Here is a 25,511-nt window from a genome sequence, read left to right on the forward strand (position 1 = left end):
GGCGCCGTACCCCGTCAAGGCCGCGCGCACGCGGTCCGACCTGTGGAAATGCGAGACTGAGCGCGGATGGCGGGAATCCGACGCCGATCCCGGCGGCGGACGAACACACGGAGGCGGACGATGGACGAGGCACGGGCGCGGGACGTACTGGCCGCGGCGGACGTACTGCCCGGGCCGGCGCGGGACGCCCGGCTGCTCGCCCTGGGCGAGAACGCGGTCTTCGCCGCCGGTGACCTGGCCGTCAAGGTGGGCCGTGACGCCGAACTCCTCGACCGGGCGCGGCGCGAGCTCGACATCGCCGTGTGGCTGGCGGAGGCGGGCGTGCCTGCGGTGCGGGCCGCCGAGCCGAAGGCGCTTCTGGTCCAAGGCCATCCGGTGACCGTGTGGCACCGGCTGCCGGATCCCGTACGGCCCGCCGGGCCACGGGATTTGGCCGAACTGCTACGGGTCGTGCACGCCCTGTCCGCGCCTTCCTTCACCCTGCCGCCACGTGAGTTGCTCGGCGGGGTGGAGCGTTGGCTGCGGCTCGCCGGTGACGCGATCGATCCGGCGGACGCGGCGTATCTGCGGGAGCGGCGGGACGGTTTCGCGGCCGCCGCGGCGGGGCTGACGCCTCATGTGGCGCCGGGGCCGATCCACGGGGACGCGCTGCCGCGCAATGTCCATGTGGGGGCGGACGGGCCGGTGCTGGTCGACCTGGAGACCTTCGCCTTCGATCTGCGCGAGCACGACCTGGTGGTCATGGCGCTCTCCCGGGACCGGTACGGGATGCCGGCCGCCGACTACCGGTCGTTCGTCGAGACGTACGGCTGGGACGTGCGCGAGTGGGAGGGCTGCTCGGTGCTGCGCGGGGCGCGGGAGACGGCGAGCTGCGCGTGGGTGGCCCAGCACGCGCCGACGAACCCGAAGGCGCTGGCCGAGTTCGGACGACGGGTGGCCTCGCTGCGGGACGGGGACGAGACGGTGCGGTGGTATCCGTTCTGATCGCGCCCTTCAGGGCGTGACCCCACCCTCGGACAGCCGGCTCTGGATGTCGCTCGCGGCGTGGCGCAGCTCGGTCAGGACCGTGCGGACCGCCGATCTGGCCGTGCGTTCCGGGCGGTAGAGCGCGTCGATGTGTCGTCTGGCCTGGACGCCGCTCAGTGGTCTCAGGGTCAGCGCCGGATGCCGGGGCATCGTCCAGCGGGGCATCAGCGCGATGCCGCCTCCGGCCGCCACCACCTGCGCGACGACCGCGAACTCGTTGATGCGGTGCGCCAGATGCAGTCGCCGGCCGGCCGCCGCGGCGATCGCCTCGATGACCGCCAGCACCGGGAAGCCGTCGTGCACGGTGATCCACGACTCGTCCGCCACGTCGCGCGGGGTGACCCGGCGCTTCGCGGCAAGAGGGTGGTCGGCGGGCATGGCCACGTCCAGCGGCTCACGCAGCAGCGTCGTCGCGGCCACCGTGTCAGGCCAGGGCGGGGCATGGTCCAGCCGGTGGGCGAGGACGATGTCGTACTCCCGGGTGAGCCGCGGGAAGTCCTCCTGCGGCACGTCCTCGTCGACGAGCCTCGGTGCCGGTCTGCCCGCTCCGGCCAGCGCGCGGAGCAGCAGCGGGAAGAACGCGGTGCCCGCGCTGTGGAACGCCGCCACCGACACCTCGCCGTCCGGCCGCTGCACGAACTCCTCGACGGCGTGCCGCGCCCGCGCGAGCGCCGTCTCGACCTCCACGGCCGCGCCCGCCAGCGCCTGCCCGGCGTCGGTGAGGACCAGGCGGCGTCCCTGCCGCTCGGTGAGCGGCACCGGGATCGACCGCTGGAGCAGCCGCAGCTGCTGGGAGATCGCCGACGGCGTCACGAGCAGCGCCTCGGCGACCGCCGTGACACTTCCCAGTTCGCCGAGCTCCCGAAGGATCCGCAGCTGCCGTTCGTCCATCGCCTCAGTGTAGGCCGACGATGTAGGACTGCTAAATGATCGTTTTAGAAAGTGGTACTGGGCTTCAAGGATGTCTCCGGTGCACGGTGGGCCGGTGTCCGACGTCCGCCGTACCGATGCGGTACTCCTCCTTGTCGCGCTCGTCTGGGGTTCCAGCTATCTGTCCGCCCAGACGGCGACCGCGGCCCTCCCCGTCCTGCTCGTGCTGTTCGCCCGCTACGCCCTGTCCGCGCTCGCCTGTCTCGGCCTGGTCGCCGCCCGGCGGCGCGGGGCGCGCCGGTGGACGCGGGACGAGCTGCGGATCGGGGTGCCCCTGGGCCTGACCCAGGCGGCGGTCCTGGTCGTGGAGACGTACGGCGTCGCCCACACCAGCGCCGCCAACGCCGGCCTCATCATCAGCCTGACCATCGTCCTCACCCCGCTCCTCGACCGCGGCGGCCGTCGTGGCCCGCTGCCCGCCTCCTTCTTCGCCGCGACCGCCGTCTGCGTCCTGGCCGTCGGACTGCTGATGTCCGGCAACGGCTTCCACGAGCCCCGCCTCGGCGACCTGCTGATGCTCGGCGCCGCGCTGATCAGGGCCGTGCATGTCGCCCTCGTCGGCCGCCTGACCGCAGGGCGGGCGATCCGTCCGTTGCAGCTGACGACCGTGCAGACCCTCGTCGGCACCGCCCTGTTCCTGCCGGTCGCGGCCCACGACCTGCCGACGCTGGTCCGCTCCGACCCGGCGACCTGGGCCCAGCTCGTCTATCTCGCCCTGTTCTGCAGCGTGTTCGCCTTCCTCGCCCAGACCTGGGCCGTGCAGCGCACCTCGGCCAGCCGGGCCAGCCTGCTGCTGGGCACCGAACCGGTCTGGGCGGTCGCGGTGGGCGTGGCCCTCGGCGGCGACCACCTGACCCCGCTCACCGGCCTCGGGGCGGCCCTCATGGTCGCCGGCACCTACTGGGGCCAGGCGGTGGAACGCGCCCACCGACGCGCACCGCAACACCGACTTCCCCCGGCCGACCCCCTCGACAAGGACCCCGCATGCCCGAGCACACCCACCACGACACTTACGACCACCTGATCGCCCTGCTCGACTCCGCCCACGTCGACTACCGCCTCATCGACCACGAGCCCGAGGGCAGCACCGAGGCCGTCTGCGCGCTGCGCGGGCACCCGGCCTCGGAGGCCGCGAAGTGCATCGTGCTGCGGGTCAAGGTGGACCGGCGCACGACGCGTCATGTCCTCGCCGTCGTGCCGGGAGACCGGCGGGTGGACCTGGACGCCGTCCGGGCGCTGTTCGACGCCCGCTACGTCGGCTTCAGCGACGCGGAGACCGCCGAGCGACTGGCCCACGCCGTCCCCGGCACGGTCCTGCCGTTCAGCTTCGATCCCGACCTCGAGGTCGTCGCGGATCCGGACGTCGTCGGACGGGCGAAGCTGTACTTCAACGCGGCCCGGCTGGACCGGTCGCTGCTCATCTCCGGCGCGGACTACGAGCGGTTGGCCAAGCCTCGCATCGAGCGCATCGCGGCGGCCGCGTAGGCACGCGAAGCGACACCCTTCTCAGACCGTCTCGTCCGCCGGCTCGCGCAGCGGCCACGTCCCGTCGACCACCGCGGTCGCGTCACCCTTGCGGCGCAGGAAGTTCTGGAAGTCCGCCGCCCATTCCGCGTACCACTCGATCTGGCGGCGGTGCAGCTCCGCCGGGCCGAGGCCCGCGATCTTGGGGTGGCGGGCGGCTATCGCGCAGGCGAGCCGGGCCGCGGCGAGCGCGTCGGCGGAGGCGTCGTGCGCGGAGTCGAGGACGATGCCGTACTCCCGGCAGACCGCTTCGAGGTTGCGCTTGCCACGGCGGTAGCGGTCGGCCCAGCGGTCGATGGTGTACGGGTCGACGACCGGGGCGGGTTCCCGGCCGCCCAGACGGTCGCGCAGGGACGGCAGTCCGTACCGCCGCAGTTCGGCGGAGAGCAGGCTCAGGTCGAAGGCGGCGTTGTACGCGACGACCGGTACGCCCGTGTTCCAGTAGGTGACCAGGACGTCGGCGATGGCGTCGGCCACCTGGTCGGCGGGGCGGCCCTCGGCGGCCGCGCGTTCGTTGCTGATGCCGTGGACCGCGACGGCGTCCGCCGGGATCTCCACGCCCGGATCCGCCAGCCACTCCTTGTGCCCGATGGGCTGCCCGTCCCGGACCTCGATCACGGCGCCGGTGACGATGCGCGCCTCGCGCGGATCCGTACCGGTCGTCTCCAGGTCGAAGCCGATCAGCAGCTCACGGTGCCAGCCCATGGGCGGTCCCCCTTCTTGGTGGTGCGTTCCCCCAGTGGTCTCCACCTTCCCATGTGCCACTGACAATCAGAGGACCGCATTCCGCTTGTGCGCCCCCGAGGCCGGGGGCCGGTCGTGGGCGGCCCGCCGGCCACCTCGGGACAGTTCAGGACACCGGCCGCGAATCCGCCCACATGAGTTCGAACTCCTCGCGATACGTCGGGAAGAGCCCGCCCTCGTCGATCTCGTCCGACTTGACCACCCGGGTGCCGTTGCGCAGCACCAGGACCGGTGCCTCCAGCCCCCGTGTCCGCCGCAGATATGTCTGCACGACCGCCACTCCGTCGGCGCCGTCGCCGTCCACGAGGTACGCCGTGAAGCGGGGCGTCTCGTCGAAGACCTGGATCTCGAAGGCGCCGGGGTCGCGCAGCCGGGACCGCACCCGGCGCATGTGCAGGATGTTCATCTCGACCGCGCGGCTCAGCTCGCCGCGCTTGATGCCGAGTTCGCGCTCGCGCCGCTTGACCGCGCTGGAGGCCGGGTTCAGGAACAGCAGCCGCACCCGGCAGCCGGATTCGGCCAGGCGCACCAGGCGCCGCCCGGAGAAGTTCTGCACCAGAAGGTTGAGGCCGATGCCGATGGCGTCGAGCCGGCGGGCGCCGCCGAAGATGTCCTCGGCCGGGAACTGGCGCAGCAGTCGCACCCGGTCGGGATGCACGGCGACGACGTCGGCGTAGCGGTCGCCGACCAGGTCCTCGACCGCGTCGATGGGCAGCCGGCGGGCCGAGGGCACGTCACCGCTGCCGCCGAGGACCTCCAGCAGCCGCGCGGAGGCCCGCTCGGCCTGGTTGAGGACCGCCTCGGACAGGGCCCGGTTGCGGGAGACGACGTTTCGGGTCACCTCGAGCTCGTCCAGGGCGAGTTCGACGTCCCGGCGGTCGTCGACGTACGGCTCGAAGCACGGCCAGTGCTGCACCATCAGCTCGCGCAGCTGCGGCAGCGTCAGGAAGCTGAGGACGTTGTCGTCGGCGGGGTCCAGCAGATACCCCTTGCGGCGGCTGACCTCGCGTACGGCGACCGCGCGCTGCACCCACTCCTGGCCGGCCGGGCCGGCGGCCGCGACGACCCACTCGTCGCCGTGGACGGGTTCGTAGATGGGGCGCAGAACAGCGGCCACGACCGCGCGCAGCCGCTGCTCGACGAGGTTCAGCCAGATGTAGGCCCGGCCCGCTCGTTGGGCGCGCGTACGCACCTCGCGCCAGGCGTCGGGGTCCCAGTCCAGCTCCGGGCCGATGGAACTCGTCTCCATCGGCCGGGCCAGGGACACCGTGCCGGGTGGGACCTCTGTGGAGTTCCCCTCGTGACCCTCGTCACCAGGGGGCAGCTCCAGCCCTCCCGAGCCCACCCGCGCACCGCCTTCCGCTCCCCCGAGCACTCCCCGTCTCAACGATCAAGGAAGGGTACTCCGCGAGCGGTGGGCGGTGCAGCCGGATGGACAGGGTCGTTTCTCAACTACGAGGCTGCCAGTGCCCGTTCTGCCAGGCGAGCTCGCTCGGAGTGAGCGGATTCATAGCCGTCACGTCACGCGGGACGATGGAGAATCCCTGCCAGTGGACGGGCATGGGCTGCTGGTCCTCGTCCCGGGCGATGTGGTGGAAGCCCACGTTCATCCAGGTGATCGGGTGCTTGAGGGCCTGGCCGCCGACCCACTTGTCCACGGACTTGGGGTGGCCGTTGCCGCAACCGGGGTTGTTGGTCGCGAACTTCTCGCACTTGTCGTACTCGGTGAAGTACACGTCGTGCTTGGTGAAGCTGCGGCCCGGGTACTTCGTGGTGGCGCCGGGGACGATCTCGTACGAGCGCGCGTGGCCGTCCTTGTTCTTGCCCGTCGCGCTGACCATGCGCCACCAGCGGTAGGCCTTGGCGTCGCCCGCGAGCTCCTTGCCGACCTTGGTGACGGTGGTCTTGGTCTTCGGGGCGCGGTCGCCGGCGGCGGGCGCGGTCACCGCCGAGTCGTACTGCTCGACCCGGTTCTTGGTGGAGCCGTCCAGGCCGAAGTCGAGGCGCCAGAAGACGTTGTGGCTGTGGCTGGTGGCCTTGGCGCGGTCGCCCTTGCCGATGGGCCAGCCGCGGCCGTCGCCGGCGTCGTAGTCGTCGTACGACAGGCTGCCGGTGGCGCCGACGTTCATGGTGACCGTGCCGTCGTCCTGGAAGCGCCACTCGGTCATGTACTCGTACCAGCCGACCTGGTTGACCGTGTAGACGAGCAGGTCCTTGCTCTGCGCCTGGTAGACCTTGTTCGCGGTGTCGCCCTGCATGCGGTAGGCGTGTCCACGCGCGCGGGTCGTGGTGCACAGGCCCTTGACGTTCGGGTCCTGCCAGGCCTCGGGGACCTTGACGGTCTTGATGGTGCCGCCGGGGCACTCGCCGGGGTCGAGGTTCATCAGGCCCTGGGCGAAGCCGAAGCCCGTGAGGTCGTCGTACTCGACGCTGCCATCGTCGTAGGGGACGTGGATCTGGCCGAGCCGGGCGCTGTTGAGGACCTTGATCGGCTTGGTCTCGCCCTTGGGCTGGTAGGAGATGTTCTCCAGGACCAGCCCGGCCTTGCCGTCGTAGCGCCAGCACATCCGCCAGGTGGTGCCGCCGGTGAGCTTCTGCTCGATGCGGTAGTCGGCGCTGCACTCGGCGGCCGGGGCCGGGGCGGCCTTCGGCTGGGCGGAGGCGGACCCGGCGCCGGTGGTCGCGCCGGCGGCCAGCGCGGCCATGGACAGGCCCACGGCGGCGCCCTTGCGGGCGCGGCTCATTCTGTTCACGCGCATGAAGAAGTGACTCCCTTACAGGAGGTGCAAGTACGTGAGGTGCCGGTACGCGAGAGATCGGTACCGGCGTGCGAGTTGGAAAAGCGAACCGAATGCGGTCAGCGCATGTCGAGCTTGGCGACCTTGCGGGCGCTCAGGTCGATCACGAAGGAGCGGGCGTCGATCCAGGGCCCGTTCTTGACCTTCGGGAACAGCCGCACGCAGCGGTGTTCGCCGCACTTGTCGAGCACGGCGGGCTGGGCACCCGGGGTCGCCCGGTACACGGCGCCGTTGAGCAGCAGCTGCTCCGGGGAGGTGAGCTCCTTGTCGGTGGCGTCCTTGAAGTCCGCCTTCATGCCCGCGCCCAGCGGGTCGGCGATCAGGAGCTTCGCCGCCTCGGCGTACTCGTCACGGCTCAGGGGCGGCTGGACGCCGTGCTCCGTGGAGGTCTCCTCGACCTTCCCGGTGTCGAGGTTGACGATCCGGGTGACGAGCGCGTCGGCCTTGTAGTCGTAGAACGACACCTCGGCCCGGCGCGGTGCGTTCGCGTCGCCCAGTTCGTCGGCGTCGGGCTCGGCGATGTCGACGCCGAGTCGCTGCGGGCCACGGTCGCCCTCGACGTCCTCGCCGGCGCTGCGCATCTGCGGGCTCGCCGCGAGCTGTGCGGCCCGGTCCATCTCGTCGTCGGTCAGCGGGTCGTTGCCCGTGCCCTTGTCACCCTCGTCCGGGGCCTGCTCGACGACGCCCGGCGGCACCGCGCCGGCCCCCTGCCCCTGGGCGGCCTGCTGGGCCGACTGGCCGCCTCCGCTGTTCCCTCCCGTTTCGTCGGCCCCCGCCGTCCCCGGCAGGGTGATTCCGACCATCACGGCCGTTCCGGCCACCGCGATGGCCGCACCCGCCACCACCTTGCCCAGATGGCGGTGCACTATCTTGCGCACATCTTCCCCCTACTCCCCCTGAATCCCCGGGAGTACGTGTCGGCCCCACTGGTTTGGCATACCGCGTATGCACTGGTCGCCCGGTAAGAGGGACGTAAGTCAGGGGTGGTTCCATCACTTTCGGGGAGACTCGATGTCAAGGCGCCCCCGGTGGCGCGCTCCGGCTGAAAGAGTCGTGTCCATGCAGGTCTGGCCTGGTGAGGCATATCCACTCGGTGCCACGTACGACGGCGCCGGCACGAATTTCGCGGTCTTCACGGAGGCCGCGGACCGAGTAGAGCTGTGTCTGCTGCACGACGACGGCTCGGAGACGGCGGTGGAACTGCGGGAGAGCGACGCCTTCGTACGGCACGCGTACCTGCCGGGCGTCATGCCGGGACAGCGGTACGGCTTCCGGGTGCACGGCCCGTACGCCCCGGAGCGGGGTCTGCGCTGCAACTCCGCGAAGCTGCTGCTGGACCCGTACGCGAAGGCGATCAGCGGCTCGATCCGCTGGGGCGAGGAGGTCTACGGCTACCACTTCGACGAACCCGACCGGCGCAACGACCTGGACTCGGCGCCGCACACGATGTCGTCGGTCGTGGTCAACCCGTACTTCGACTGGGGCGACGACCGCCGCCCGCGCACCGAGTACCACCACACGGTGATCTACGAGGCCCATGTGAAGGGCCTGACGATGCGTCACCCGGGGCTGCCCGAGGAGCTGCGCGGCACCTACGCCGCCCTCGCGCACCCGGCGGTCATCGAGCACCTCACCGGGCTGGGCGTGACGGCGCTGGAGCTGATGCCGGTCCACCAGTTCGTCAACGACCACCGCCTGGTCGACATGGGCCTGAACAACTACTGGGGCTACAACACCCTCGGCTTCTTCGCCCCGCACAACGCGTACGCCTCCTGGGGCGACCGCGGCCAGCAGGTTCTGGAGTTCAAGTCGGCGGTGCGCGCCCTGCACGAGGCCGGCATCGAGGTGATCCTCGACGTGGTCTACAACCACACCGCCGAGGGCAACCACCTGGGCCCCACGCTGTCCTTCCGGGGCCTGGACAACCCGCGGTACTACCGGCTGACCGACGACCCGCGCTACTACATGGACACCACCGGGACCGGCAACTCGCTGCTCATGCGGTCCCCGCACGTCCTCCAGCTGATCATGGACTCGCTGCGCTACTGGGTCACCGAGATGCACGTCGACGGCTTCCGCTTCGACCTCGCGGCGACGCTGGCCCGGCAGTTCCACGAGGTGGACCGGCTGTCGTCGTTCTTCGACCTGGTGCAGCAGGACCCGGTCGTCTCCCAGGTGAAACTGATCGCCGAGCCGTGGGACGTGGGCGAGGGCGGCTACCAGGTGGGCAACTTCCCGCCGCTGTGGACCGAGTGGAACGGCAAGTACCGCGACACCGTGCGGGACCTGTGGCGCGGCGAGCCGCGCGCGCTCGCGGAGTTCGCGTCCCGGCTGACCGGCTCCTCCGACCTGTACCAGGACGACGGGCGGCGCCCGCTGGCCTCCATCAACTTCGTGACCTGCCACGACGGGTTCACGCTGCACGACCTCGTCTCGTACAACGACAAGCACAACCACGCCAACGGCGAGGACAACCGCGACGGCGAGAGCCACAACCGGTCCTGGAACTGCGGCGCCGAGGGCGAGACCGACGACTCCGCGGTCCTCGAACTGCGCGCCCGCCAGATGCGCAACTTCGTCGCGACGCTGATGCTCTCCCAGGGCGTGCCGATGATCAGTCACGGCGACGAGTTCGCGCGCACCCAGCGCGGCAACAACAACGCGTACTGCCAGGACAGCGAGCTGGCGTGGGTGCGGTGGCCGCAGGACGGCGCCGACCCGGCGGGCGACGACGGGGCCGCGGAGGGGCTGTCCCGCGAGCTGCTCGACTTCACGCGCGCGATGGTGTGGCTGAGGCGGGACCATCCGGTCTTCCGCAGGCGGCGCTTCTTCCACGGGCGGCCGGTCGAGGGCACGCACGACGACCTCTCGGACATCGCCTGGTTCACTCCGCAGGGCAACGAGATGGCCCAGCGGGACTGGGACCGGGCGCAGGCGTCCGCGCTGACGGTGTTCCTCAACGGCAACGCGATCTCGGAGCCGGGCGCGCGCGGCGAGCGCATCGGGGACGACTCGTTCCTGCTGATGTTCAACGCCTCCCCGAAGACTCTCGACTTCGTCGTGCCGGTCAATCACGGCCGTCAGTGGCAGGTGGTCGTCGACACCGGCCGCACGGACGGGGTGCCGCCGGGGACGGGAGCGAAGGTGGAGGGCGGGGACCGGCTGACGCTGGTGGACCGCAGCATGACGGTGTTGCAGCGGCCGGTCTAGAGCCTGTCCGACTCCTCGACGGTGCGTCCGGTGTACGACTCCGGGCGCGCCGTCAGCGCGATCAGGCAGGCGAGCGCCGCCGCGAGGCTCGCCGCTCCGAAGGCCGCCGCGGGGCCGTGGGACTCGGCGAGGCGGCCGGTGACGGCGACCGCGAGGGCCTGCCCGCCGACCAGCGCGCTCGTCGCGAGCGCCATCGCCTCGGCGAGCCGCGTGGGCGGCACGACGCGCTCGGTGAGCCCGAAGACCGTGATGAGGTGCGGGGCGTAGGCGACGCCGAGGACGGTGACGGTGGCGTAGAGGGCGGGCAGCGTGTCGGTCCACAGCAGGGGCAGCGACAGCGCGCAGGCCGCCGCCGTGGCCGCTCGCCAGCGGGTGGTCAGCCCTACGCGGGCGGGCACCGCGGCCATGCAGAGTCCCGCGACCGCGCTCATCACTCCCATGGCGGCGTACACGAGCCCAGTCTGATCCGGCTGCCCGAGCCGCTCGGTGAGCGCGGTGATGCCGGCCTGGCAGGCACCGAACATGGCGCCCTGCAGGGCGAGGGCGGCTCTGAGGGAGTGGACGGCGAGAGGGGTGCGGGCCGGGGCGGGAGCTGTCGAGGCGGACCCGGAGCGGCGTTTCGCCGGTGCGCGTCGTTCCGCCGGTGCGCGCCCTACCGGTCCGGGCCGTGTCGCCGCCGCCGTCCGGTGCAGTGCGAAGCCGGTGCCGCAGGTGGCGACCAGCACCGCCGCGCCGCCCAGGGCGTACGCCGGATGCGCCGTCACCGCCGCGAGGCCCACGAGGGCCGGGCCCAGGACGAAGGAGATCTCGTCCACGGTGCTCTCGAAGGACAGCGCGGCACCCACCGTGGCGTCGCGAGCGCCGGCCCGGCGGGCGAGCGCGACCAGGCGGGCACGGGCCATCGGCCCGATCTGCGGCACCGTCGCCCCGGCGCAGGCCCCGAGCAGCGCCAGGAAGGGCGTCGCCAGCCCCATGAGCGCCCCGGCGACCAACCCGGCGATGGCGAGGGCGTTGGCGAGGGAGAACACGAGGACGACCGCGCGTTGGCCGTGCCGGTCGGCGAGCCGGCCCACCAGCGGACCGCAGACCACCTGCCCGACGGCCAGCGCACCGCCGGTCAGCCCCGCCGCGGCCAGGGAGCCGCTGGTCCGCGCGACCAGCAGCACGCTGCCGAACTGGATCGTGGCGGTCGGCAGCCGCGCCGGGAAGGACACCACCGGCAGCAGCGGCCCGGTCAGGCCGATCACCTCGCGGTAGGTCCCGAGCCCGCCCGGGGCCCCCTTCCCGCCGCTCTGCGCCCTCTTCCTCGTCGTCCGCATCGTCCGACGCTAGGCACGCGCGTGGGCCCACGTGGAGGGGACGATGACACGAAGGGCGGCAGGGCGGGTACGTACGTTTCCATGACACCTGAGCGACCTGACCCGACGGTGCCGACCGCCACGTACCGGTTGCAGCTCCAGCCCGCGTTCCCGTTCGGGGCCGCCGCGGCGGCCGTGCCGTATCTGGCCTCGCTCGGCGTCTCGCATCTGCATCTGTCGCCCGTCCTGGAGGCGGTCCCGGGCTCGGGGCACGGCTACGACGTCGTGGACCACGCGCGCGTGCGCGAGGAACTCGGCGGCGAGGAGGGGCTGCGCGCGCTGGCCCGCACCGCGCGGGAGCACGGGCTCGGCCTGGTGGTGGACATCGTGCCGAACCACATGGCCATGTCCCCGCGTCACAACCGCGCCCTGTGGGAGGTGCTGCGCGAGGGCCCCAAGTCGCCGTACGCGCGCTGGTTCGACATCGACTGGGACGCGCAGGGCGGCAAGGTGCTGCTGCCGGTGCTGGGACACCCCCTCGGCGAGGAACTGGACCGTCTGGAGGTCGACGGCGAGGTCCTGCGCTACTACGACCATGTCTTCCCGCTGCGCGAGGGCACCGCGGGACTGCCGCTGCCCGAGCTCCTGGACGCGCAGTTCTACCGCCCGGCGTGGTGGCGGCTGGCCCGTACGGAGCTGAACTACCGGCGGTTCTTCAGCATCTCGGAGCTGATCGGGGTGCGGGTCGAGGAGCCGGAGGTGTTCGACGCCACGCACGCGAAGATCCTCCAGCTGCTGCACGAGGGCGTGATCGACGGGCTGCGCATCGACCACCCCGACGGCCTCGCCGACCCCGACGGCTACCTCCGGATGCTGCACGAGGCGACCGGGGGACGCTGGACGGTCGTGGAGAAGATCCTGTCCGACGGCGAACACCTGCCCGCCTCCTGGCCGGTCGCCGGCACCACCGGTTACGACGCCCTGCGGCACGTCGACGGCCTCTTCACCGACCCTGCCGGGTTCGGTGAACTCCTCGGCCTGTACCGCCGGTTCGCGGCCCCGCAGACGGACCGGGGCGGCGACTGGGAGGCGACGGTGCGGCGGGCGGCGTACAAGGTGCTCACGCACGAGCTGGCCACGGAGGTCGACCGGCTGACGCGGGTCGCAAGCCGGGTGTGCGCGACGTCCCCGGAGCCCGCGCTGCGCGACCGGGCGCCGTGGGCGCTGCGGACCGCGCTCCAGGAGCTCCTGGTCCGGCTGGAGGTGTACCGGCCCTACGCCTCCGGTGACGCGGCCCGTGTGGTCACCGAGGAGGCCGCCGCCGAGGCCCGGCTCGCGTTCGCCGTGCCCGAGGAGGCCGCGGCGGTCGACGTCGTGCGCGATCTGGTGCTCGGGCGGGCCGGGGACGGGCCGGAGCAACTGGAGTTCAGGACGCGGTTCGCGCAGACGGCGTCGGCGCTGCGGGCAAAGTCCGTGGAGGACACGGCGTTCTACCGCTATGTGCCGCTGCTGTCGGCGACCGAGGTGGGCGGGAACCCGGGGAGCCCCGCCGTCCTGCCGGAGGAGTTCCACGCGTACTGCGCGCGCGTGCAGCGCGACTGGCCCGCCACCGGCACGGTCGCCTCGACGCACGACACCAAGCGCAGCGCCGACGTACGGGCCGCGCTGGCCGTGCTGACCGAGTGCCCGCAGCGTTGGGCGGACGTCCTGGCCGAGGTGACCCGTGACGGAGAGGGCGTGCCGGACGCGCAACTGGCGTGGGCCGCCTGGCAGACGGTGTTCGGGCTGGGCGAGGCGGACGTCGGCCGGGTGCGGGAGGCGCTGCTGAAGCATGTGCGCGAGGCCGGGCTGTTCACGAGCTGGACGGAGCAGGAGCCGCCGTACGAGGAGGCGGTGGCGGAGTTCGTCGCGGCGGGCCCGTGCGGGGCTCCCGGCGAGCGTGTGGCGGCCTTCCGGAGCGCTCTGGAGCCGCACATCCGGGCGAACGTGCTCGGCACGGCCCTGACCCAGCTCACGATGCCGGGCGTCCCGGACGTCTATCAGGGCACCGAGGGCGAGTACCGGGCGCTGGTCGACCCGGACAACCGGCGGGCCGTGCACTTCCCGCACCAGGACCCGGGCGACAAGGGCGCGGTGACGGCGGCGGCACTGCGGCTGCGCTCGCGGCGCCCCGAGGTGTTCGGCGACTCGGCGTCGTACACACCGCTCACCGCCGACGGACCGGCCGCCGGCCACTGTGTGGCCTTCGTGCGGTCCGGGGAGGTGCTCACGGCCGTGACACGGCTGTCGCTGCGGCTGACGCGGTCCGGAGGCTGGCGCGAGACGCTGCTGCCGCTGCCGCCCGGACGGTGGGCCGATGTGCTGGCCCCGGAGCGGGAGTTCACCGGGCACGCACGCGTGGAGGAGCTCTTCGGGCGGCTTCCGGTGGCGTTGCTGGAGCGGGTGGGGGACGCGTCGGCGGAATGAGGAGGGCGGGGCGGCCGGTGGGCGCGCTGCGGGCGTGTACGGGTCTGCCGCGCGCCGCGGGTACCGCCCCGCGACCGGCTCGGACCCGCGCACACTCCGGAGGCCCGTATACGACGATCGGCGCATGATGACGAGCGGTGAAACGGCTCGCACGCCTGTGCGCCCGGCGTCCATCGGCGCAGGCGGGCGCAGTGCGGCAGCCTGGCCGCCCGGCCCCGTCGCACCCGCCGAAGCCGGCCCTCCGGCCCTTTCGGCATTGAATGCAACTGGGCGCCCCCGGGAGGCTCCCCCGTCAACTCCTTGACACGTAAACCAGACCATGGGGTACTGCGGATGCGACGCAGGGCGGACATGACGGGGGTGAGTCTCCTGCCGGAGCTGCGCTACCCCTCGCTTGCCGAACTGGTGCTGTCCGCCCGTGCACTGGTCGCCCACCGACCCGCCCTGTGCACGCTGAGACAGGTGGGCATCTCCCGGGCCGGCAGGCCCCTGCATCTGCTGTCCGTCGGCCATGCCAGGCGCGCCGTCCTGGTGGTCGCGGGTGCGCACTCCAACGAACCGACGGGCGGCCCGACCCTGCTCGCCGTCGCCGAACGGGTGCTGCGCGAGCGGGAGTTACGGGCCGACGTCTCCTGGCACTTCCTGCTGTGCGCGGATCCCGACGGGGCGAGCCTGCACGTCACTCCGGCCCCCCGCACCCTGTTCGACTACCACCGCGGCTTCTTCCGGCCCGCCGCGCCGGAGCAGCCGGAGTGGGCTCCGGCCGCGCTGCCGCCTGACCGGCTGCCGCCCGAGACCCGGGCGCTGACCCGGGTCATCGACGAGCTGCGGCCGTACCTCCAGGTGACCCTGCACGGCACCGATCTGGGCGGCAGCTGGGTGCAGCTGACCAAGGACGTCCCCGGGCTCGCGGAGCCGTTCGCGAAGTCCGCCGCCGAGCTGCACATCCCGGTGGAGACCGGCGCCTCGGACGCGGCGGGCTGGCCCGCCTCCGGACCGGGGGTGCATGTGATGCCGGCACCGGGCGCGGGCGCGGCGTACCCGAGCATGCCGGACGACGCGCGCAGCAGCACCTGGTACCACGTGCACCGCTACGGCGGCCTCACCGCGGTCGTCGAGGTGCCGATGTGGGCGAGCGACCTGGTGGACGACCCGGCGCCGCATCCGGACCCGGCCAGGGCGATGCGCCGGCTCGCGGGCCGGCTGCGGCGGGACGCGCTGGAGGTGGAGCGGGTGCTGGCCGAGGCGCTCCCGCGGCTGGACGGCGTGGACGGGCCCCTGTTCCGGGCCGCGAAGTGGGCGCTGGAGCTGGTGCCGGGGCTGGCCGCGGACTGGGCGCACACGCCGCCGGCCGACGACACCATGGCGTACGTCGGGAGCGTGGACGCGTTCGGGCGCCGGCTGCCGCTGCGGGCGGCGGCCATGCTGCTGCGGGTCCTTCAGGAGACGGACGACCGCGGGGCGGAGCGTCTGGAGCACCTGGTGGCGTCCTGGAGCGACTCCTTCGCCGAACGGTTCCGCGCCCGCTGGGTGCCCCTGGAGAACCAGGTCGAGCACCAGTCCCGCACGGTCGTCGCGGCGGCGCTGCACGCGCGCGGGCGGGCGGCCTGAACCGCGTCGCCGCACACGCGCGTGCAGCCGGACATCGTCAGGCTTCGACCGCGAACACGGACCCGGTCTGCGCCGCGAGACCGCACCCGTTGGAGAACGTCTCCCGGTAGTCGACCGGATGGCCGTCCCACTCCCCGCGCGCCTGGGCGGTCACCGGCGCGTAGATCATGGGGCAGAAGGCGTCCTTCTGCCGGAGCCTGCCGATGTCGCCGCCCACCCGGTCGAGGTCCGCGCAGGCCTCGGCCGCGTGTGCGTGGCCCTGCGGCGGGTCGCACAGCAGCAGGTTGCCGGGCGTGGACGCGCCATGGCGGCCGTCGCCGCGGGTGACCGTCACGAAGAGCCAGTTGCCGGAGTCGGAGTCCTGTGCCGTCGCCGGCGGCGTGATCACGCCGAGGGCGAGGGTGGCGGCTGCCGCGAGCAGACCGCCTCGTACCGCTGAGATGCTTCGCGTCATTCCCGGTGTATCGGCACGGCGGCCCCGGCATTCCACCCCGCCTCACCCGAACGGGAGCACGCGGGCGCGTGGCGTCCGGCGAGTTCGAACGCGGCGAGCACCACCCGCGCCTGGTACTCCACCTGACGGGCGACCGGTATCCAGCGCGCCCCGCAGCCGTCGCGGTAGTCGTCGCACCATTCGTCGATGAGCCGGTCCAGCTCGGGCAGCGCCCCGGCCGGATCGCGCCCGGCGACCGTCACGAGCTGGTGCAGCAGCCCGGCGGTGCGCAGGGCGAGCCGCCGCCCGGCGATGCGCAGGGCCGCCAGGTGGGCGGTGCTCAGCGGAGGGAGGGCGTGTGCGCCGACGGGGTCCTCGAGGTCGGGGTCCCAGGTGTCGGCCAACCCTGGACAGACCAGTAAATAGTCGTCCACCGGTGCAAGCAGCCGGGCCGTCTCCGGCCCGGCCGGAAGGTGCGGCCGGATGCGTTCCAGCAGCCGCTGCAGGACGCCGGTGTCATGGCGGAGGGTGTGGCTCACCATCCGCAGGACCGTTTCCTCATCTATCGGCCGCGCACCGTCCTCCACCGCGGCGACACCCCACATCGGCGCCTCGACGACCGCCGTGACCGTGCCGTGCCGGTGCGGATGGAACCAGGTCGACTCCACCGCTGCCTCGGTGATCGCGGCGGCCAGGTCGCCCCGGCGGGGCCTCGGGATCCGGTAGACGGCGGGGCCGAGCTCCGGCCAGTACAGGGTGTCGTAGGGGCCGAGTTCGCGCGGGATGCCGAGGCGGGCCGCGGAGTGCGCGACGCGCTGGGCGAGGCCGGGCAGGTCGTGGGTGAGCTCGACGAAGCCGCCGCCGACGTCGACTCCGTGCAGGGAGCACTGGAGGAAGGGCCGCAGTTCGTCCTGGAGGTCGAGCAGGGCGCGGGTCTCGGGCAGCGTGACGGCGGCCGCGCCGTCCGGCAGCCATTCGGGCTGTTCGAGGAAGCCCGGCCGGAAGAAGTGCCGGAAGTAGCCGCCGAGGGCGTACGGGCCGCGCAGCCAGCCCTCGTTGCGGCGCAGGCCGTCGGGGTCGAGGCAGAGCAGCAGGTTCCAGGTGGCGTCGGCGCCCTCGTGCAGGCGGGGATCGGCGAGGACCCGTTCGGCCAGCCGGAGCACGGTGCCGCCGCCGACCGGTTCGTTGGCGTGCGGGCCGGCCACGATCAGGGCCTGGCGGCTGCCGTGGCCGATGGACAGCAGCCACAGGGGTGTGCCGGCGCGGGAGGTGCCCACACGGCGCAACCGGGTGTCGCGGGGGCGCCGGGCGACGAGTGCGGCCGCCCGCGCGCCGAGCTCGTCGACGGTCGGGTAGCGGAGGAGTGGCGGCAGGGCACACCTCCACAAATGTGGTGCCGTCGGTTCACCTGGTGTGCATGGTGTACGCACAGTCAGTCACGACTTGTCGACTACGTCAACACCGCGAAAGGCAAAGGGACTTACCTCGACAGATCCGGTCGGGCGGCGGCACGGGCCGCCCGGCGGCTCAGTGCAGGGCCAGGCGGAACGACATCCGGCCGAAGCCGACCTGGTCGCCCTCGCGGACCATGACGGCGCCGATCACACGCCGGCCGTTGACCGTGGTGCCGTTGGTGGAGCCGAGGTCCCGCAGGATCCAGAAGCCGCCCTGGTGACTGAGTTCGGCGTGCACCCGGGAGACGGTCTCGTGGGTCAGCCGCAGTCCGTTGGCGGGGTCACGGCCTATCCGCAGCGGATGGCCGCTCGTGGGGTGGGGCAGCAGCAGCTTGGGCAGCCGCTCGGCCTGCCAGGCCCTGCGCAGCCGTACGGTGAAGCCGGACAGCGCCTCGACGGTGCCGAACACGACGCGCGACAGCCGGCTCTCGGAGGGCAGGTCCGCGGTGAGGGCGGCGAGCTCGTCCGCGCGGCGGGCGGAGAGGGCCAGTTCCATGCGCCGTACGAACGTGTCGTGCGACAGCCGCCCCATGGCGACGCCGTCACGCAGCACCTTCAGCGCCTTGTCGCGCTCCGCGTCGGAGAGCCGCGCGGGGTACGTGTTGAACTCGAAAGACGACGTCACGGTGCTGATTGTCGGTCAGTGAACCTCGGGTGTCCAGAAAACGGGGAAACGACCGCCACGCGCGCGTGCTCGGCCCGGCAGCCGCGACACCCGCCGCAAAAGGGAAGATTCAAAAGCGGATTGATCTCGTTTGAAGCACCATGGACGGGCTACATCACGGTGAGCAGACGAAGGGGAACCGTCCGTGCAGTTCGAGGTGTGGGCACCGCAGGCCGACCGTGTGACGCTCCATTGCGAGGGCACCACGCGCGCGTTGGAGCGCGATTCCGATCGCGCGGGATGGTGGTGGGGGGAGGCGGAGGCGCGGGACGGGACACGGTACGGCTTCGCGCTCGACGACGGCCCCGTGCTGCCTGATCCGCGCTCGCGCCGGCAACCGGACGGCCCGGACGGGCTGAGCGCGGTCGTCGACCAGAGCACCTACGCATGGCGTACGGAGTGGGCTGGCAGGCCGCTGCCCGGCGCGGTGCTCTACGAACTGCACGTGGGCACGTACACGCGGGAGGGCACGCTCGACGCAGCCGCCGGGCGGCTGGAGCATCTGGCCGAACTGGGCATCACCCACGTCGAGTTGATGCCCCTGAGCCCGTTCCCCGGGCGGCACGGCTGGGGGTACGAGGGCGTCTCGCTGTGGGCCGTGCACGAGCCGTACGGCGGCCCCGAGGCGCTGAAACGCTTCGTCGACCGGGCCCACGAGCTGGGTCTGGGCGTGGTCCTCGACGTGGTCCACAACCACTTCGGCCCGTCCGGGAATTATCTGCCCGTATTCGGCCCCTACCTCACGGACACGCATCAGACGCCCTGGGGCGCGGCCGTCAACCTGGACGCGCCCGGCTCGGACGAGGTGCGCGCGTATCTCGTCCAGAGCGCGCTGGCCTGGCTGCGGGACTACCGGATCGACGGGCTGCGGCTGGACGCGGTGCACGCGCTGAAGGACACACGCGCGTGCCACTTCCTGGAGGAGCTGTCGACGGCCGTCGACGCGCTCGCCGCCGACCTGGGCCGGCCGCTGTCGCTGATCGCCGAGTCGGATCTGAACGACCCCCGGCTCATCACCGCACGAGAGGCGGGCGGGCTCGGTCTGCACGCCCAGTGGAACGACGACTTCCACCACACCCTGCACGTGGCCCTGACCGGCGAGTCCCAGGGCTACTACGCCGACTTCGCGCGGGCCCCCATGGCGGGCCTCGCCAAGACCCTCACCGGCGGCTGGTTCCACGACGGCACGTACTCCAGCTTCCGGGGCCGCCGCCACGGCCGTCCCCTGGACCGTTCGCGCACGGCGGCACACCGGCTCATCGGTTACGGCCAGACCCACGACCAGGTCGGCAACCGGGCCCAGGGCGACCGGCTCGCGGCGACGGTCTCCCCCGGCCTGCTGGCCTGCGCGGCCACCCTCACACTGACCGCGCCGTTCACGCCGATGCTGTTCATGGGCGAGGAGTGGGCGGCGGGCACGCCCTGGCAGTTCTTCACCGACCACACCGACCCGGAGCTCGCGGAGGCGGTACGGCGCGGCAGACGGCGGGAGTTCGCGGCGCACGGCTGGGCCGAGGAGGACGTGCCCGACCCGCAGGACCCGGCGACCCGGGAGCGCTCCTGCCTGGACTGGTCCGAGCTCGACGGCGAGCCCCACGCGCGCGTGCTGGCCTGGTACCGCCGCCTCATCGCCCTGCGCCACGAGCAGCCCGACCTCACCGACCCCGACCTCGCCGACACCAAGGTGGCCTACGACGAGCGGGAGCGGTGGCTGGCGTTCCGCCGCGGTGACGTACGCGTGGCCGTCAACCTCGCCAAGGAGCCGGCGGCGATCCCGCTGGGGCCGCGCAAGGCGGACGTACTGGCGGCGTGGGAGCCGGTGGAGGCGCCGGGCGCGGACGGGGTGCTGCATGTGCCCGGGGAGTCGGGTGTGGTGCTGTTGCAGGGCTGACCGGCCCCGAACGGAAGCAGCGCCGCGTCCCCGGTCTAGAGCTCTTCGGCGTCCTCGTCATCACGGAACTCCGTCACGCGCTCCAGCAGGATCGTCTCCCAGGCGTGGTTCAGCTGGGCCCGCAGCTGGGTGAGGGGTTCCTCGCGCTCGCCGGCGAGGCGGGCGGCGAGGTTGAGCACGGTGTCGCAGCGGGCCAGCCACAGGCCGCGCAGGCAGGGGCGGGCGCCGTAGCCGGCGAGGGTGGCGGCGCGTACGGCTGCCGGGGAGCCGAGGGCACGGGCGAGGCCCGCGATGTCCTCGGCGGGGTCGCCGAGGACGGTGTCGGCCCAGCCGAGGACGCCGCGCACCCGGCCGTCGGCGCTCACGACGAGGTGGTCGCCGATGAGGGCGTGGTGGACGAGGACGGCGGTGCCGGGCTGGGCGGCGAGCTGGACGGCGGCCGGCTGGGTGAGCTGGCGCAGCCGGGCGGCGTCGAACTCGTCGGCGTCGGCCAGCCGCGCTGCGGCGCTCTCGGCGCCCCTGCGCAGGGCGTCCAGCGAGCGGGGCGCGGCCCGTGGCACGCCGAGCGTCTCGGCCTGCCGTACCGGGACTTCCCGCAGCCCCGTCAGCAGCCCCGCCAGGTCGGCCTCCCCGACCGCGGAGACGTCGCTCTCCGCGCCCGACCCGCCGGGGACCTTGGTGTCCAGGGTGTAGGTCAATCCGGGCGCCCACTCGCCGTGCGCGACACCCGTCGGCAGGGCGACGGGGACGTGCGGGCGGACGAGGTCGCGCAGGCGCAGTTCGCGGCGCTGGCGGACGGCGGCCTCGCGGTCGCGGGCGAGGCGCAGCACATGGCGGGTGCCGACCCACCAGGTGGCGGGTTCGGCGCCCGGGGAGGCGGGCCGGACCTCGGGTCCCGCCGAGTCGTCCACGCCGTCCTTGAGCAGGGAACGGACCAGTCGGCGGACGGTGTCCGCGGTGGGTGTCGGTGCCTGGGTCATGGTCGCGCCGTTGTCGCTCGGGGGTCTACGGGGGCTCCTTGCGCCGGGACGGGTCGGCGGGTCAGTCGACCACGACCAGCTCGCGGGTCGTGTCGTTGAGGCGCCGGCCGCCGTCCTCGGTGACCGTCACGATGTCCTCGATCCGTACTCCGAAGCGGCCCGGCAGATAGACGCCGGGCTCCACGGAGAAGCACATGCCGGGCACGAGTGGCTGCTCCTCGCCCTCGATCATGTACGGCGGCTCGTGCGTGGTGACGCCGATGCCGTGCCCGGTGCGGTGGATGAAGTACTCGCCGTACCCGGCGTCCGCGATGACCGCGCGGGCGGCCCGGTCGACCTCCTGGCAGGCGACGCCGGGCCGCACCGCCCGGAAGCCGGCCTCCTGGGCCTCGCGGACCAGGTCGTGGACCCGGCGCTCCTCCTCGGTGGGTTCACCGACGTGGACCGTGCGGGAGGTGTCGGAGCCGTAGCCGTCCTTCAGGCCGCCGAAGTCGAGGACGACCATGTCGCCGTCCTCGATCAGCCGGTCGCCGACCTCGTGGTGCGGGTTGGCGCCGTTGGGCCCGGACGCGACGATCGTGAAATCGACCTGCGAGTGGCCGAAGCGGCGCAGCAGCCCGGCGAGGTCGGCGCCCACCTCGGACTCGCGGCGCCCGCCGAAGCGCACCTTGCGGATCTCCTCGAACGCGGCGTCGGCGGCGGCCCCCGCGGCGGCCAGCAGCTGGAGCTCGGCGGCGTCCTTGACCGCGCGCAGCATCGGCAGGGCGTCGGTGAGGGAGGCGTACGAGGTGCCGGGCAGCGCCCGCTGGAGTGCCAGCAGGTGCATCGCCCAGGCGTTGTCGCTGATGCCGAACCGGCCGCTCGCGTCGAGGAGGGCGGCGGTGGCGGCGTAGGGGTCCTTGCCGTCGGTCCAGTCGCGCAGGGTCAGGCCGGGCGCGCCGGACGCCTTCGCGGCGTCGGGGGCCTCCAGGGCGGGGACGACGAGCACGGGGTCCCGGCCGGGGACGAGGACCAGCAGGGTGAGCCGCTCGGTCTCGGCGGTGGGCGCGTAGCCGGTGAGCCAGATCAGGTCCGGGCCGGGTGCCACCAGGAGCCCGGCGAGGCCCGCGTCGGCGGCCGCCCGCGCGGCGCGCTCCATACGGGTCCGGTAGTCGTCCGCGGTGAAGGGTGCGGTGCCGGTCATCCGGGCCTCCCTGGGCGCTGATAGGGACTACGGGCAGCATCCTGCCCGGACGCAGGGGGCGGCGCGAGCCGGTCGGCGGGACCGGCGGGCGGCTGCTGCGGCACGGCTCAGCCCTCCAGCGCCATGCGGACGCCGAGGAGCAGCAGCACACCGCCGGAGACCTGCTCCAGACGGCGGCGCACGCCCGCGCGGGACAGCACGGACTTCAGCCTGCCCACGAACCACACGTACAGGCCGTAGTAGCCGACCTCGTAGACCGCCCAGAGCGCCGCGAGGCCGACCATGGCCGGCAGGTGCGGGGCGCCCTCCGGCACGAACTGCGGCAGGAAGGACATCGCGAAGACGGCCGCCTTGGGGTTGGCGAGGTTGAGCAGCAGCCCGCCGCGGTAGGAGTGCCAGCCGCTCTTCGGCGCGCCTTCCCGGACGCCGTCGTCGGCATCCTTGCCGCGGCGGGCCTGCCGCAGCGCCTGGATGCCGAAGCCGACGAGGACGACCGCGCCGACGACCCGCATCACGTCGTACGCCACCTCGGACGCGGTCAGCAGCGCGGTCAGGCCGAACGCGGCGACCACGCCCCAGATGAAGACGCCGGTCTCGTTGCCCAGCACGGTCAGGAAGCCGGAGCGCCTGCTGTGCAGCGACTGCTTGATGATCAGCACCGTGCTCGGGCCGGGCGAGGCGGCGATGAGGGTGCACGCCCCCAGGAAGGCGAGGAGAGTGGTCGGCATGGGGGCATCGTGGCCCTGCCGGCGGAACGGGACCAGTGGTTTTCACGGACTCCCGGACGCACGCGGGGGCGCTCAGGTGACGACGCCGGGCACCACCGTCAGCTCTTGGTGGACGCCGCCGCGATGGCGCACCGTCAGGGTGACCCGGTCGCCCGGACGGGAGCGGGCGACGGCTCGCGCGAGGTCGGCGGCGGAGTCGAGGCGGGTCCTCCCGAACGCGAGGAGCACATCGCCCCTGACCAGGCCCGCCGAGTACCCGGGCCCGGGAACGTGCACGCCGACGACCTGGGCACCCCGCCTGTCGTCCACGGCTTCCACGCCCAGGGTCGCGACGACGGCCGGGGACGGCGTGGCGGACGGTGGGGTCGAGGACCCGGGGTGCGCGGAGGTGGCCGGGTCTGCGGGCGCGCCCGGCCGGGCCTGCTTCTGAAGTTCGGCGAGTCGGCTCATGCCGATCACCGTGGCCCCGAGCGTGCCCAGTCCGACCCCGCTCAGGACCAGGACCGCCCCGGCCAGCAGGGCGCACAACAGGGTCGTGAGCCGTCGGCCCCGGCGCCGGGGCGCGGCATGCGGACGCCGCACTCCGGGTTCGGTCGTCTCGCTCTCGGCGGGCCCCTGACCAGGCATGGGCTTGGGTCGCAACACAGTCTGTTCCATCGGATCGCCTCCGGCTGGTGACTACCCTTCGCCCCGGCGCACAACGAGCCACGATCGAGTGAGACTGACCAGTGGTCAGGAACGGGAAGTCCCTTTACTCAGAGGCACCAGGGGTTCGGGATAGCCCGCCTCGGGTCGGCGTGGGGCTCGCGAGGGCCGGTGCCGCGGCGGGCGTGGGCGGTACCAGTACGTCCGTCAGCATCGCCGCCGCTCCCCTCGGCGCTCCCGTGTGCACGAGTTCCGTGCGGTGCACCACCCGGGGCTCGGTGACGGGGACGGGGACCGTGCCGGGCACGTCCACAGCCGCCGAGCGGGGCAGCAGGGTCAGGCCGTGGCCGGCCGCCGCGAGGGCGGTGAGGGTGCGCACGTCGGTGCCGTCGCAGCGCAGGGCCGGGCGGAAGCCGTGGCCGCCGTTCGCGGCTCGCAGGTGCGCGAGCGGCAACCCGGTGTCGGGGGCGTCGAGCCAGCGGGCGTCGGCCAGGTCGCCGAGGCGCAGGCCGGTGCGGCGGGCGAGCGGGTGGGTGGCGGGCAGCAGGACGCAGACCGGCTCCTCGGCGATGCCGTGCGTGGTCAGCGGGGCAACGTCGGGCAGGCGCAACGGGTCGCTGGGGGCGGCCAGGCCGTCGACGAGGCCGAGGTCGGCCGTGCCGGTGGCGACGGCCGCCGGGACGTCGTCCCGGGGCAGCACGCGCAGCGTCACGCCGGACGCCGGGAGCGCGGCGAGGACAAGCGGGCCGAGCGCCGTCGGCGTGGTCGCGAGCGTCAGCCCGTGGTCGGGCGCGGCCGCCATCCGTACGACGTCCGCGCGTGCCGCGTCCAGGCGCAGCAGCAGGGGTCCCGCGTGTTCGAGGAGCCGCTCGCCGGCCGCCGTGGGTGCGACGGGACGGCGGGTCAGCAGAGGTGCGCCGAGGTCCTGTTCGAGCGCGGCGATGTGCTGGGACACCGCCGACTGGGTGTAGCCCAGTTCGCGGGCGGCTTCGGAGAAGGAGGCGAGGCGGGCGACGGTGACGTAGGTGCGCAGCAGGTGCGGGTCCATGGCGGACAGCATCCCGTATCCATCAGCGGTGCTTATCGAGCGTGCAGAAATCATCGTTGGACGTGAACTCGGGGGCCCGCCCAGGATGAGGGGCATGACGAACTCCACCGCTCGGACGGCCAGACTCGCCCTGGTCGGGGACCGCTCCCCCAACGTCGCCTCGCACACGCGGGTACCGCTTCTGCTGAACGCCCTCGCCGAACGCGACCGGCTGCACCTCGACGCCTACTGGATCCCCTCGCAGGATGCCGAGGCCGAGGACGCGGTGCGCGGCTTCGACGCCGTGTGGGTGCTGCCGGGCAGCCCCTACCGCAGCGAGGCGGGGGTGCTGGCCGCCGTCCGCACCGCGCGCGAGGAGGGCATCCCGTTCCTCGGCACGTGCGGCGGCTTCCAGCACGCGCTCCTCGAATACGCCCGTCATGTGTGCGGGCTGACGCGGGTCGCCCATGCCGAGAACGACCCCGACGCCGACGACTTCCTCATCGAGCCCCTCGCCTGCTCGCTGGTGGGCCACGAGGCGGTCGTACGGATCGAGCCCGGTTCGCTGGCCCAGGCGGCGATCGGCTCGGAACGGACCGTCGAGCGGTACTTCTGCGCCTACGGCCCCTCACGCCACCTCGACACCCTGCGCGCGCACGGCTTGCGCTTCACCGGCCACGACGAGGACGGTCATGTCCGGATCGCCGAACTGCCAGGTCACCCCTTCTTCCTGGCCACGCTGTTCCAGCCGGAGCTGTCCGGCGACGGCTCGCGCCCGCACCCGGTCGTGCGGGCGCTGGCGCGAGCCGCGGTCGAGCACGCGGCGCGGGAGGCCGGCATGCGCGCGTGACGTGCGAATAGCGTCACGCGCGCGTTGGGCTTCTGCCGGCCGGTCCCCT

General features: G+C 73.1%; 22 protein-coding genes. 8 read left to right on the top strand and 14 right to left on the bottom strand.

From position 1 onward, the window contains the following. The first annotated feature begins 120 nt into the window (after positions 1–120). Positions 121–984 carry a phosphotransferase enzyme family protein gene (locus tag CP983_RS09690; RefSeq protein WP_150499307.1) on the top strand — a complete coding sequence of 288 codons (864 nt, stop codon included), beginning with the start codon at positions 121–123 and terminating at the stop codon, positions 982–984. A 9-nt stretch (positions 985–993) separates the two neighbouring features. On the opposite strand, the gene CP983_RS09695 is transcribed toward CP983_RS09690, so the two are convergent. Then, positions 994–1,917 (bottom strand): LysR family transcriptional regulator, encoded by a 924-nt coding sequence (locus CP983_RS09695; RefSeq protein ID WP_125524773.1) that lies wholly within the window; start codon positions 1,915–1,917, stop codon positions 994–996. Positions 1,918–2,011: 94 nt separating this feature from the next. Here CP983_RS09695 and CP983_RS09700 point away from each other — a divergent pair, with 94 nt between their 5' ends. Next, positions 2,012–2,980: a DMT family transporter gene (locus CP983_RS09700; RefSeq protein WP_150499308.1), complete on the top strand. Its 969-nt coding sequence runs from the start codon at positions 2,012–2,014 to the stop codon at positions 2,978–2,980. Beyond that, positions 2,941–3,441: a YbaK/EbsC family protein gene (locus CP983_RS09705; RefSeq protein ID WP_150499309.1), complete on the top strand. Its 501-nt coding sequence runs from the start codon at positions 2,941–2,943 to the stop codon at positions 3,439–3,441. The genes CP983_RS09700 and CP983_RS09705 overlap by 40 nt, the downstream gene beginning before the upstream one ends. 21 nt (positions 3,442–3,462) lie before the next feature. On the opposite strand, the gene CP983_RS09710 is transcribed toward CP983_RS09705, so the two are convergent. From CP983_RS09710 to CP983_RS09725, 4 genes are all read right to left on the bottom strand, one after another. After that, positions 3,463–4,185, bottom strand: a complete 723-nt coding sequence (locus CP983_RS09710) for a 3'-5' exonuclease (protein WP_125524770.1) — start codon at positions 4,183–4,185, stop codon at positions 3,463–3,465. A 145-nt stretch (positions 4,186–4,330) separates the two neighbouring features. Next, complete coding sequence (locus tag CP983_RS09715) at positions 4,331–5,569, bottom strand: SAV2148 family HEPN domain-containing protein (RefSeq protein WP_150499310.1); 1,239 nt, start codon at positions 5,567–5,569, stop codon at positions 4,331–4,333. Positions 5,570–5,672: 103 nt separating this feature from the next. After that, complete coding sequence (locus CP983_RS09720; RefSeq protein WP_125524768.1) at positions 5,673–6,983, bottom strand: copper amine oxidase; 1,311 nt, start codon at positions 6,981–6,983, stop codon at positions 5,673–5,675. Between the two features lie 98 nt (positions 6,984–7,081). Further along, positions 7,082–7,900, bottom strand: a complete 819-nt coding sequence (locus tag CP983_RS09725) for a Tat pathway signal sequence domain protein (protein WP_107907742.1) — start codon at positions 7,898–7,900, stop codon at positions 7,082–7,084. Between the two features lie 181 nt (positions 7,901–8,081). Between CP983_RS09725 and glgX the strand changes: the two genes are divergently transcribed. Then, the gene (gene glgX / locus CP983_RS09730; protein WP_150499311.1) at positions 8,082–10,232 is read left to right on the top strand and encodes a glycogen debranching protein GlgX; all 2,151 of its coding nucleotides are present in this window, start codon (positions 8,082–8,084) and stop codon (positions 10,230–10,232) included. Here the strand turns inward: glgX and CP983_RS09735 are convergent. After that, the gene (locus CP983_RS09735) at positions 10,229–11,551 is read right to left on the bottom strand and encodes an MFS transporter (protein ID WP_150499312.1); all 1,323 of its coding nucleotides are present in this window, start codon (positions 11,549–11,551) and stop codon (positions 10,229–10,231) included. The two genes, glgX and CP983_RS09735, sit on opposite strands and share 4 nt — an antisense overlap. Positions 11,552–11,632: 81 nt before the next feature. Between CP983_RS09735 and treY the strand changes: the two genes are divergently transcribed. Both treY and CP983_RS09745 read left to right on the top strand, forming a co-directional pair. After that, the gene (treY, locus tag CP983_RS09740; RefSeq protein ID WP_150499313.1) at positions 11,633–13,996 is read left to right on the top strand and encodes a malto-oligosyltrehalose synthase; all 2,364 of its coding nucleotides are present in this window, start codon (positions 11,633–11,635) and stop codon (positions 13,994–13,996) included. Between the two features lie 360 nt (positions 13,997–14,356). Next, positions 14,357–15,607 (top strand): M14 family zinc carboxypeptidase, encoded by a 1,251-nt coding sequence (locus CP983_RS09745; protein ID WP_150506503.1) that lies wholly within the window; start codon positions 14,357–14,359, stop codon positions 15,605–15,607. 37 nt (positions 15,608–15,644) lie between these two features. Here CP983_RS09745 and CP983_RS09750 read toward each other — a convergent pair whose 3' ends face one another. The 3 genes from CP983_RS09750 to CP983_RS09760 all read right to left on the bottom strand — a co-directional run bounded on the left by CP983_RS09750 (position 15,645) and on the right by CP983_RS09760 (position 18,119). Continuing rightward, positions 15,645–16,061, bottom strand: coding sequence for an SSI family serine proteinase inhibitor (locus CP983_RS09750; RefSeq protein ID WP_150499314.1), 417 nt, complete (start codon positions 16,059–16,061; stop codon positions 15,645–15,647). After that, positions 16,058–17,428 carry a M14 family zinc carboxypeptidase gene (locus CP983_RS09755; RefSeq protein ID WP_107907737.1) on the bottom strand — a complete coding sequence of 457 codons (1,371 nt, stop codon included), beginning with the start codon at positions 17,426–17,428 and terminating at the stop codon, positions 16,058–16,060. Before CP983_RS09755 ends, CP983_RS09750 begins: the two co-directional genes overlap by 4 nt. Before the next feature lie 139 nt (positions 17,429–17,567). After that, positions 17,568–18,119 carry a DUF1707 and FHA domain-containing protein gene (locus tag CP983_RS09760; RefSeq protein ID WP_107907736.1) on the bottom strand — a complete coding sequence of 184 codons (552 nt, stop codon included), beginning with the start codon at positions 18,117–18,119 and terminating at the stop codon, positions 17,568–17,570. 184 nt (positions 18,120–18,303) lie between these two features. On the opposite strand from CP983_RS09760, the gene treZ reads away from it, so the two are divergent. Continuing rightward, positions 18,304–20,049 (top strand): malto-oligosyltrehalose trehalohydrolase, encoded by a 1,746-nt coding sequence (treZ, locus tag CP983_RS09765; protein WP_150499315.1) that lies wholly within the window; start codon positions 18,304–18,306, stop codon positions 20,047–20,049. Positions 20,050–20,084: 35 nt separating this feature from the next. On the opposite strand, the gene CP983_RS09770 is transcribed toward treZ, so the two are convergent. The 5 genes from CP983_RS09770 to CP983_RS09790 form a co-directional block, all read right to left on the bottom strand. Further along, positions 20,085–21,029, bottom strand: coding sequence for an aminoglycoside phosphotransferase family protein (locus CP983_RS09770; RefSeq protein ID WP_150499316.1), 945 nt, complete (start codon positions 21,027–21,029; stop codon positions 20,085–20,087). Between the two features lie 61 nt (positions 21,030–21,090). Continuing rightward, the gene (locus tag CP983_RS09775) at positions 21,091–22,212 is read right to left on the bottom strand and encodes an aminopeptidase P family protein (RefSeq protein ID WP_150499317.1); all 1,122 of its coding nucleotides are present in this window, start codon (positions 22,210–22,212) and stop codon (positions 21,091–21,093) included. A gap of 107 nt (positions 22,213–22,319) precedes the next feature. Continuing rightward, positions 22,320–22,940 (bottom strand): LysE family translocator, encoded by a 621-nt coding sequence (locus tag CP983_RS09780; protein WP_150499318.1) that lies wholly within the window; start codon positions 22,938–22,940, stop codon positions 22,320–22,322. Positions 22,941–23,012: 72 nt separating this feature from the next. Further along, entirely contained in the window at positions 23,013–23,597 is a 585-nt protein-coding gene (locus CP983_RS09785; RefSeq protein ID WP_150499319.1) for a PDZ domain-containing protein, read from the bottom strand. Between the two features lie 94 nt (positions 23,598–23,691). Continuing rightward, a complete protein-coding gene (locus CP983_RS09790; RefSeq protein WP_150499320.1) occupies positions 23,692–24,633 on the bottom strand; it encodes a LysR family transcriptional regulator in 942 nt (313 codons plus the stop codon). Between the two features lie 94 nt (positions 24,634–24,727). Between CP983_RS09790 and CP983_RS09795 the strand changes: the two genes are divergently transcribed. Continuing rightward, positions 24,728–25,462 carry a CTP synthase C-terminal region-related (seleno)protein gene (locus CP983_RS09795; protein ID WP_150499321.1) on the top strand — a complete coding sequence of 245 codons (735 nt, stop codon included), beginning with the start codon at positions 24,728–24,730 and terminating at the stop codon, positions 25,460–25,462. Positions 25,463–25,511 lie beyond the last annotated feature (49 nt).

This window comes from Streptomyces chartreusis (assembly GCF_008704715.1).
GTDB classification, from domain to species: Bacteria; Actinomycetota; Actinomycetes; order Streptomycetales; family Streptomycetaceae; genus Streptomyces; species Streptomyces chartreusis.

Excerpts from the sequence above, each read along its gene's own strand:
- CP983_RS09735 (WP_150499312.1), bottom strand. The coding sequence starts at position 11,551 with ATGCGGACGACGAGGAAGAGGGCGCAGAGCGGCGGGAAGGGGGCCCCG.
- glgX (WP_150499311.1), top strand. The coding sequence starts at position 8,082 with ATGCAGGTCTGGCCTGGTGAGGCATATCCACTCGGTGCCACGTACGAC.
- CP983_RS09785 (WP_150499319.1), bottom strand. The coding sequence starts at position 23,597 with ATGGAACAGACTGTGTTGCGACCCAAGCCCATGCCTGGTCAGGGGCCC.
- CP983_RS09695 (WP_125524773.1), bottom strand. The coding sequence starts at position 1,917 with ATGGACGAACGGCAGCTGCGGATCCTTCGGGAGCTCGGCGAACTGGGA.
- CP983_RS09720 (WP_125524768.1), bottom strand. The coding sequence starts at position 6,983 with ATGCGCGTGAACAGAATGAGCCGCGCCCGCAAGGGCGCCGCCGTGGGC.
- CP983_RS09710 (WP_125524770.1), bottom strand. The coding sequence starts at position 4,185 with ATGGGCTGGCACCGTGAGCTGCTGATCGGCTTCGACCTGGAGACGACC.
- CP983_RS09690 (WP_150499307.1), top strand. The coding sequence starts at position 121 with ATGGACGAGGCACGGGCGCGGGACGTACTGGCCGCGGCGGACGTACTG.
- CP983_RS09750 (WP_150499314.1), bottom strand. The coding sequence starts at position 16,061 with ATGACGCGAAGCATCTCAGCGGTACGAGGCGGTCTGCTCGCGGCAGCC.
- CP983_RS09780 (WP_150499318.1), bottom strand. The coding sequence starts at position 22,940 with ATGCCGACCACTCTCCTCGCCTTCCTGGGGGCGTGCACCCTCATCGCC.
- CP983_RS09795 (WP_150499321.1), top strand. The coding sequence starts at position 24,728 with ATGACGAACTCCACCGCTCGGACGGCCAGACTCGCCCTGGTCGGGGAC.
- treY (WP_150499313.1), top strand. The coding sequence starts at position 11,633 with ATGACACCTGAGCGACCTGACCCGACGGTGCCGACCGCCACGTACCGG.
- CP983_RS09705 (WP_150499309.1), top strand. The coding sequence starts at position 2,941 with ATGCCCGAGCACACCCACCACGACACTTACGACCACCTGATCGCCCTG.
- CP983_RS09775 (WP_150499317.1), bottom strand. The coding sequence starts at position 22,212 with ATGACCGGCACCGCACCCTTCACCGCGGACGACTACCGGACCCGTATG.
- CP983_RS09770 (WP_150499316.1), bottom strand. The coding sequence starts at position 21,029 with ATGACCCAGGCACCGACACCCACCGCGGACACCGTCCGCCGACTGGTC.
- CP983_RS09790 (WP_150499320.1), bottom strand. The coding sequence starts at position 24,633 with ATGGACCCGCACCTGCTGCGCACCTACGTCACCGTCGCCCGCCTCGCC.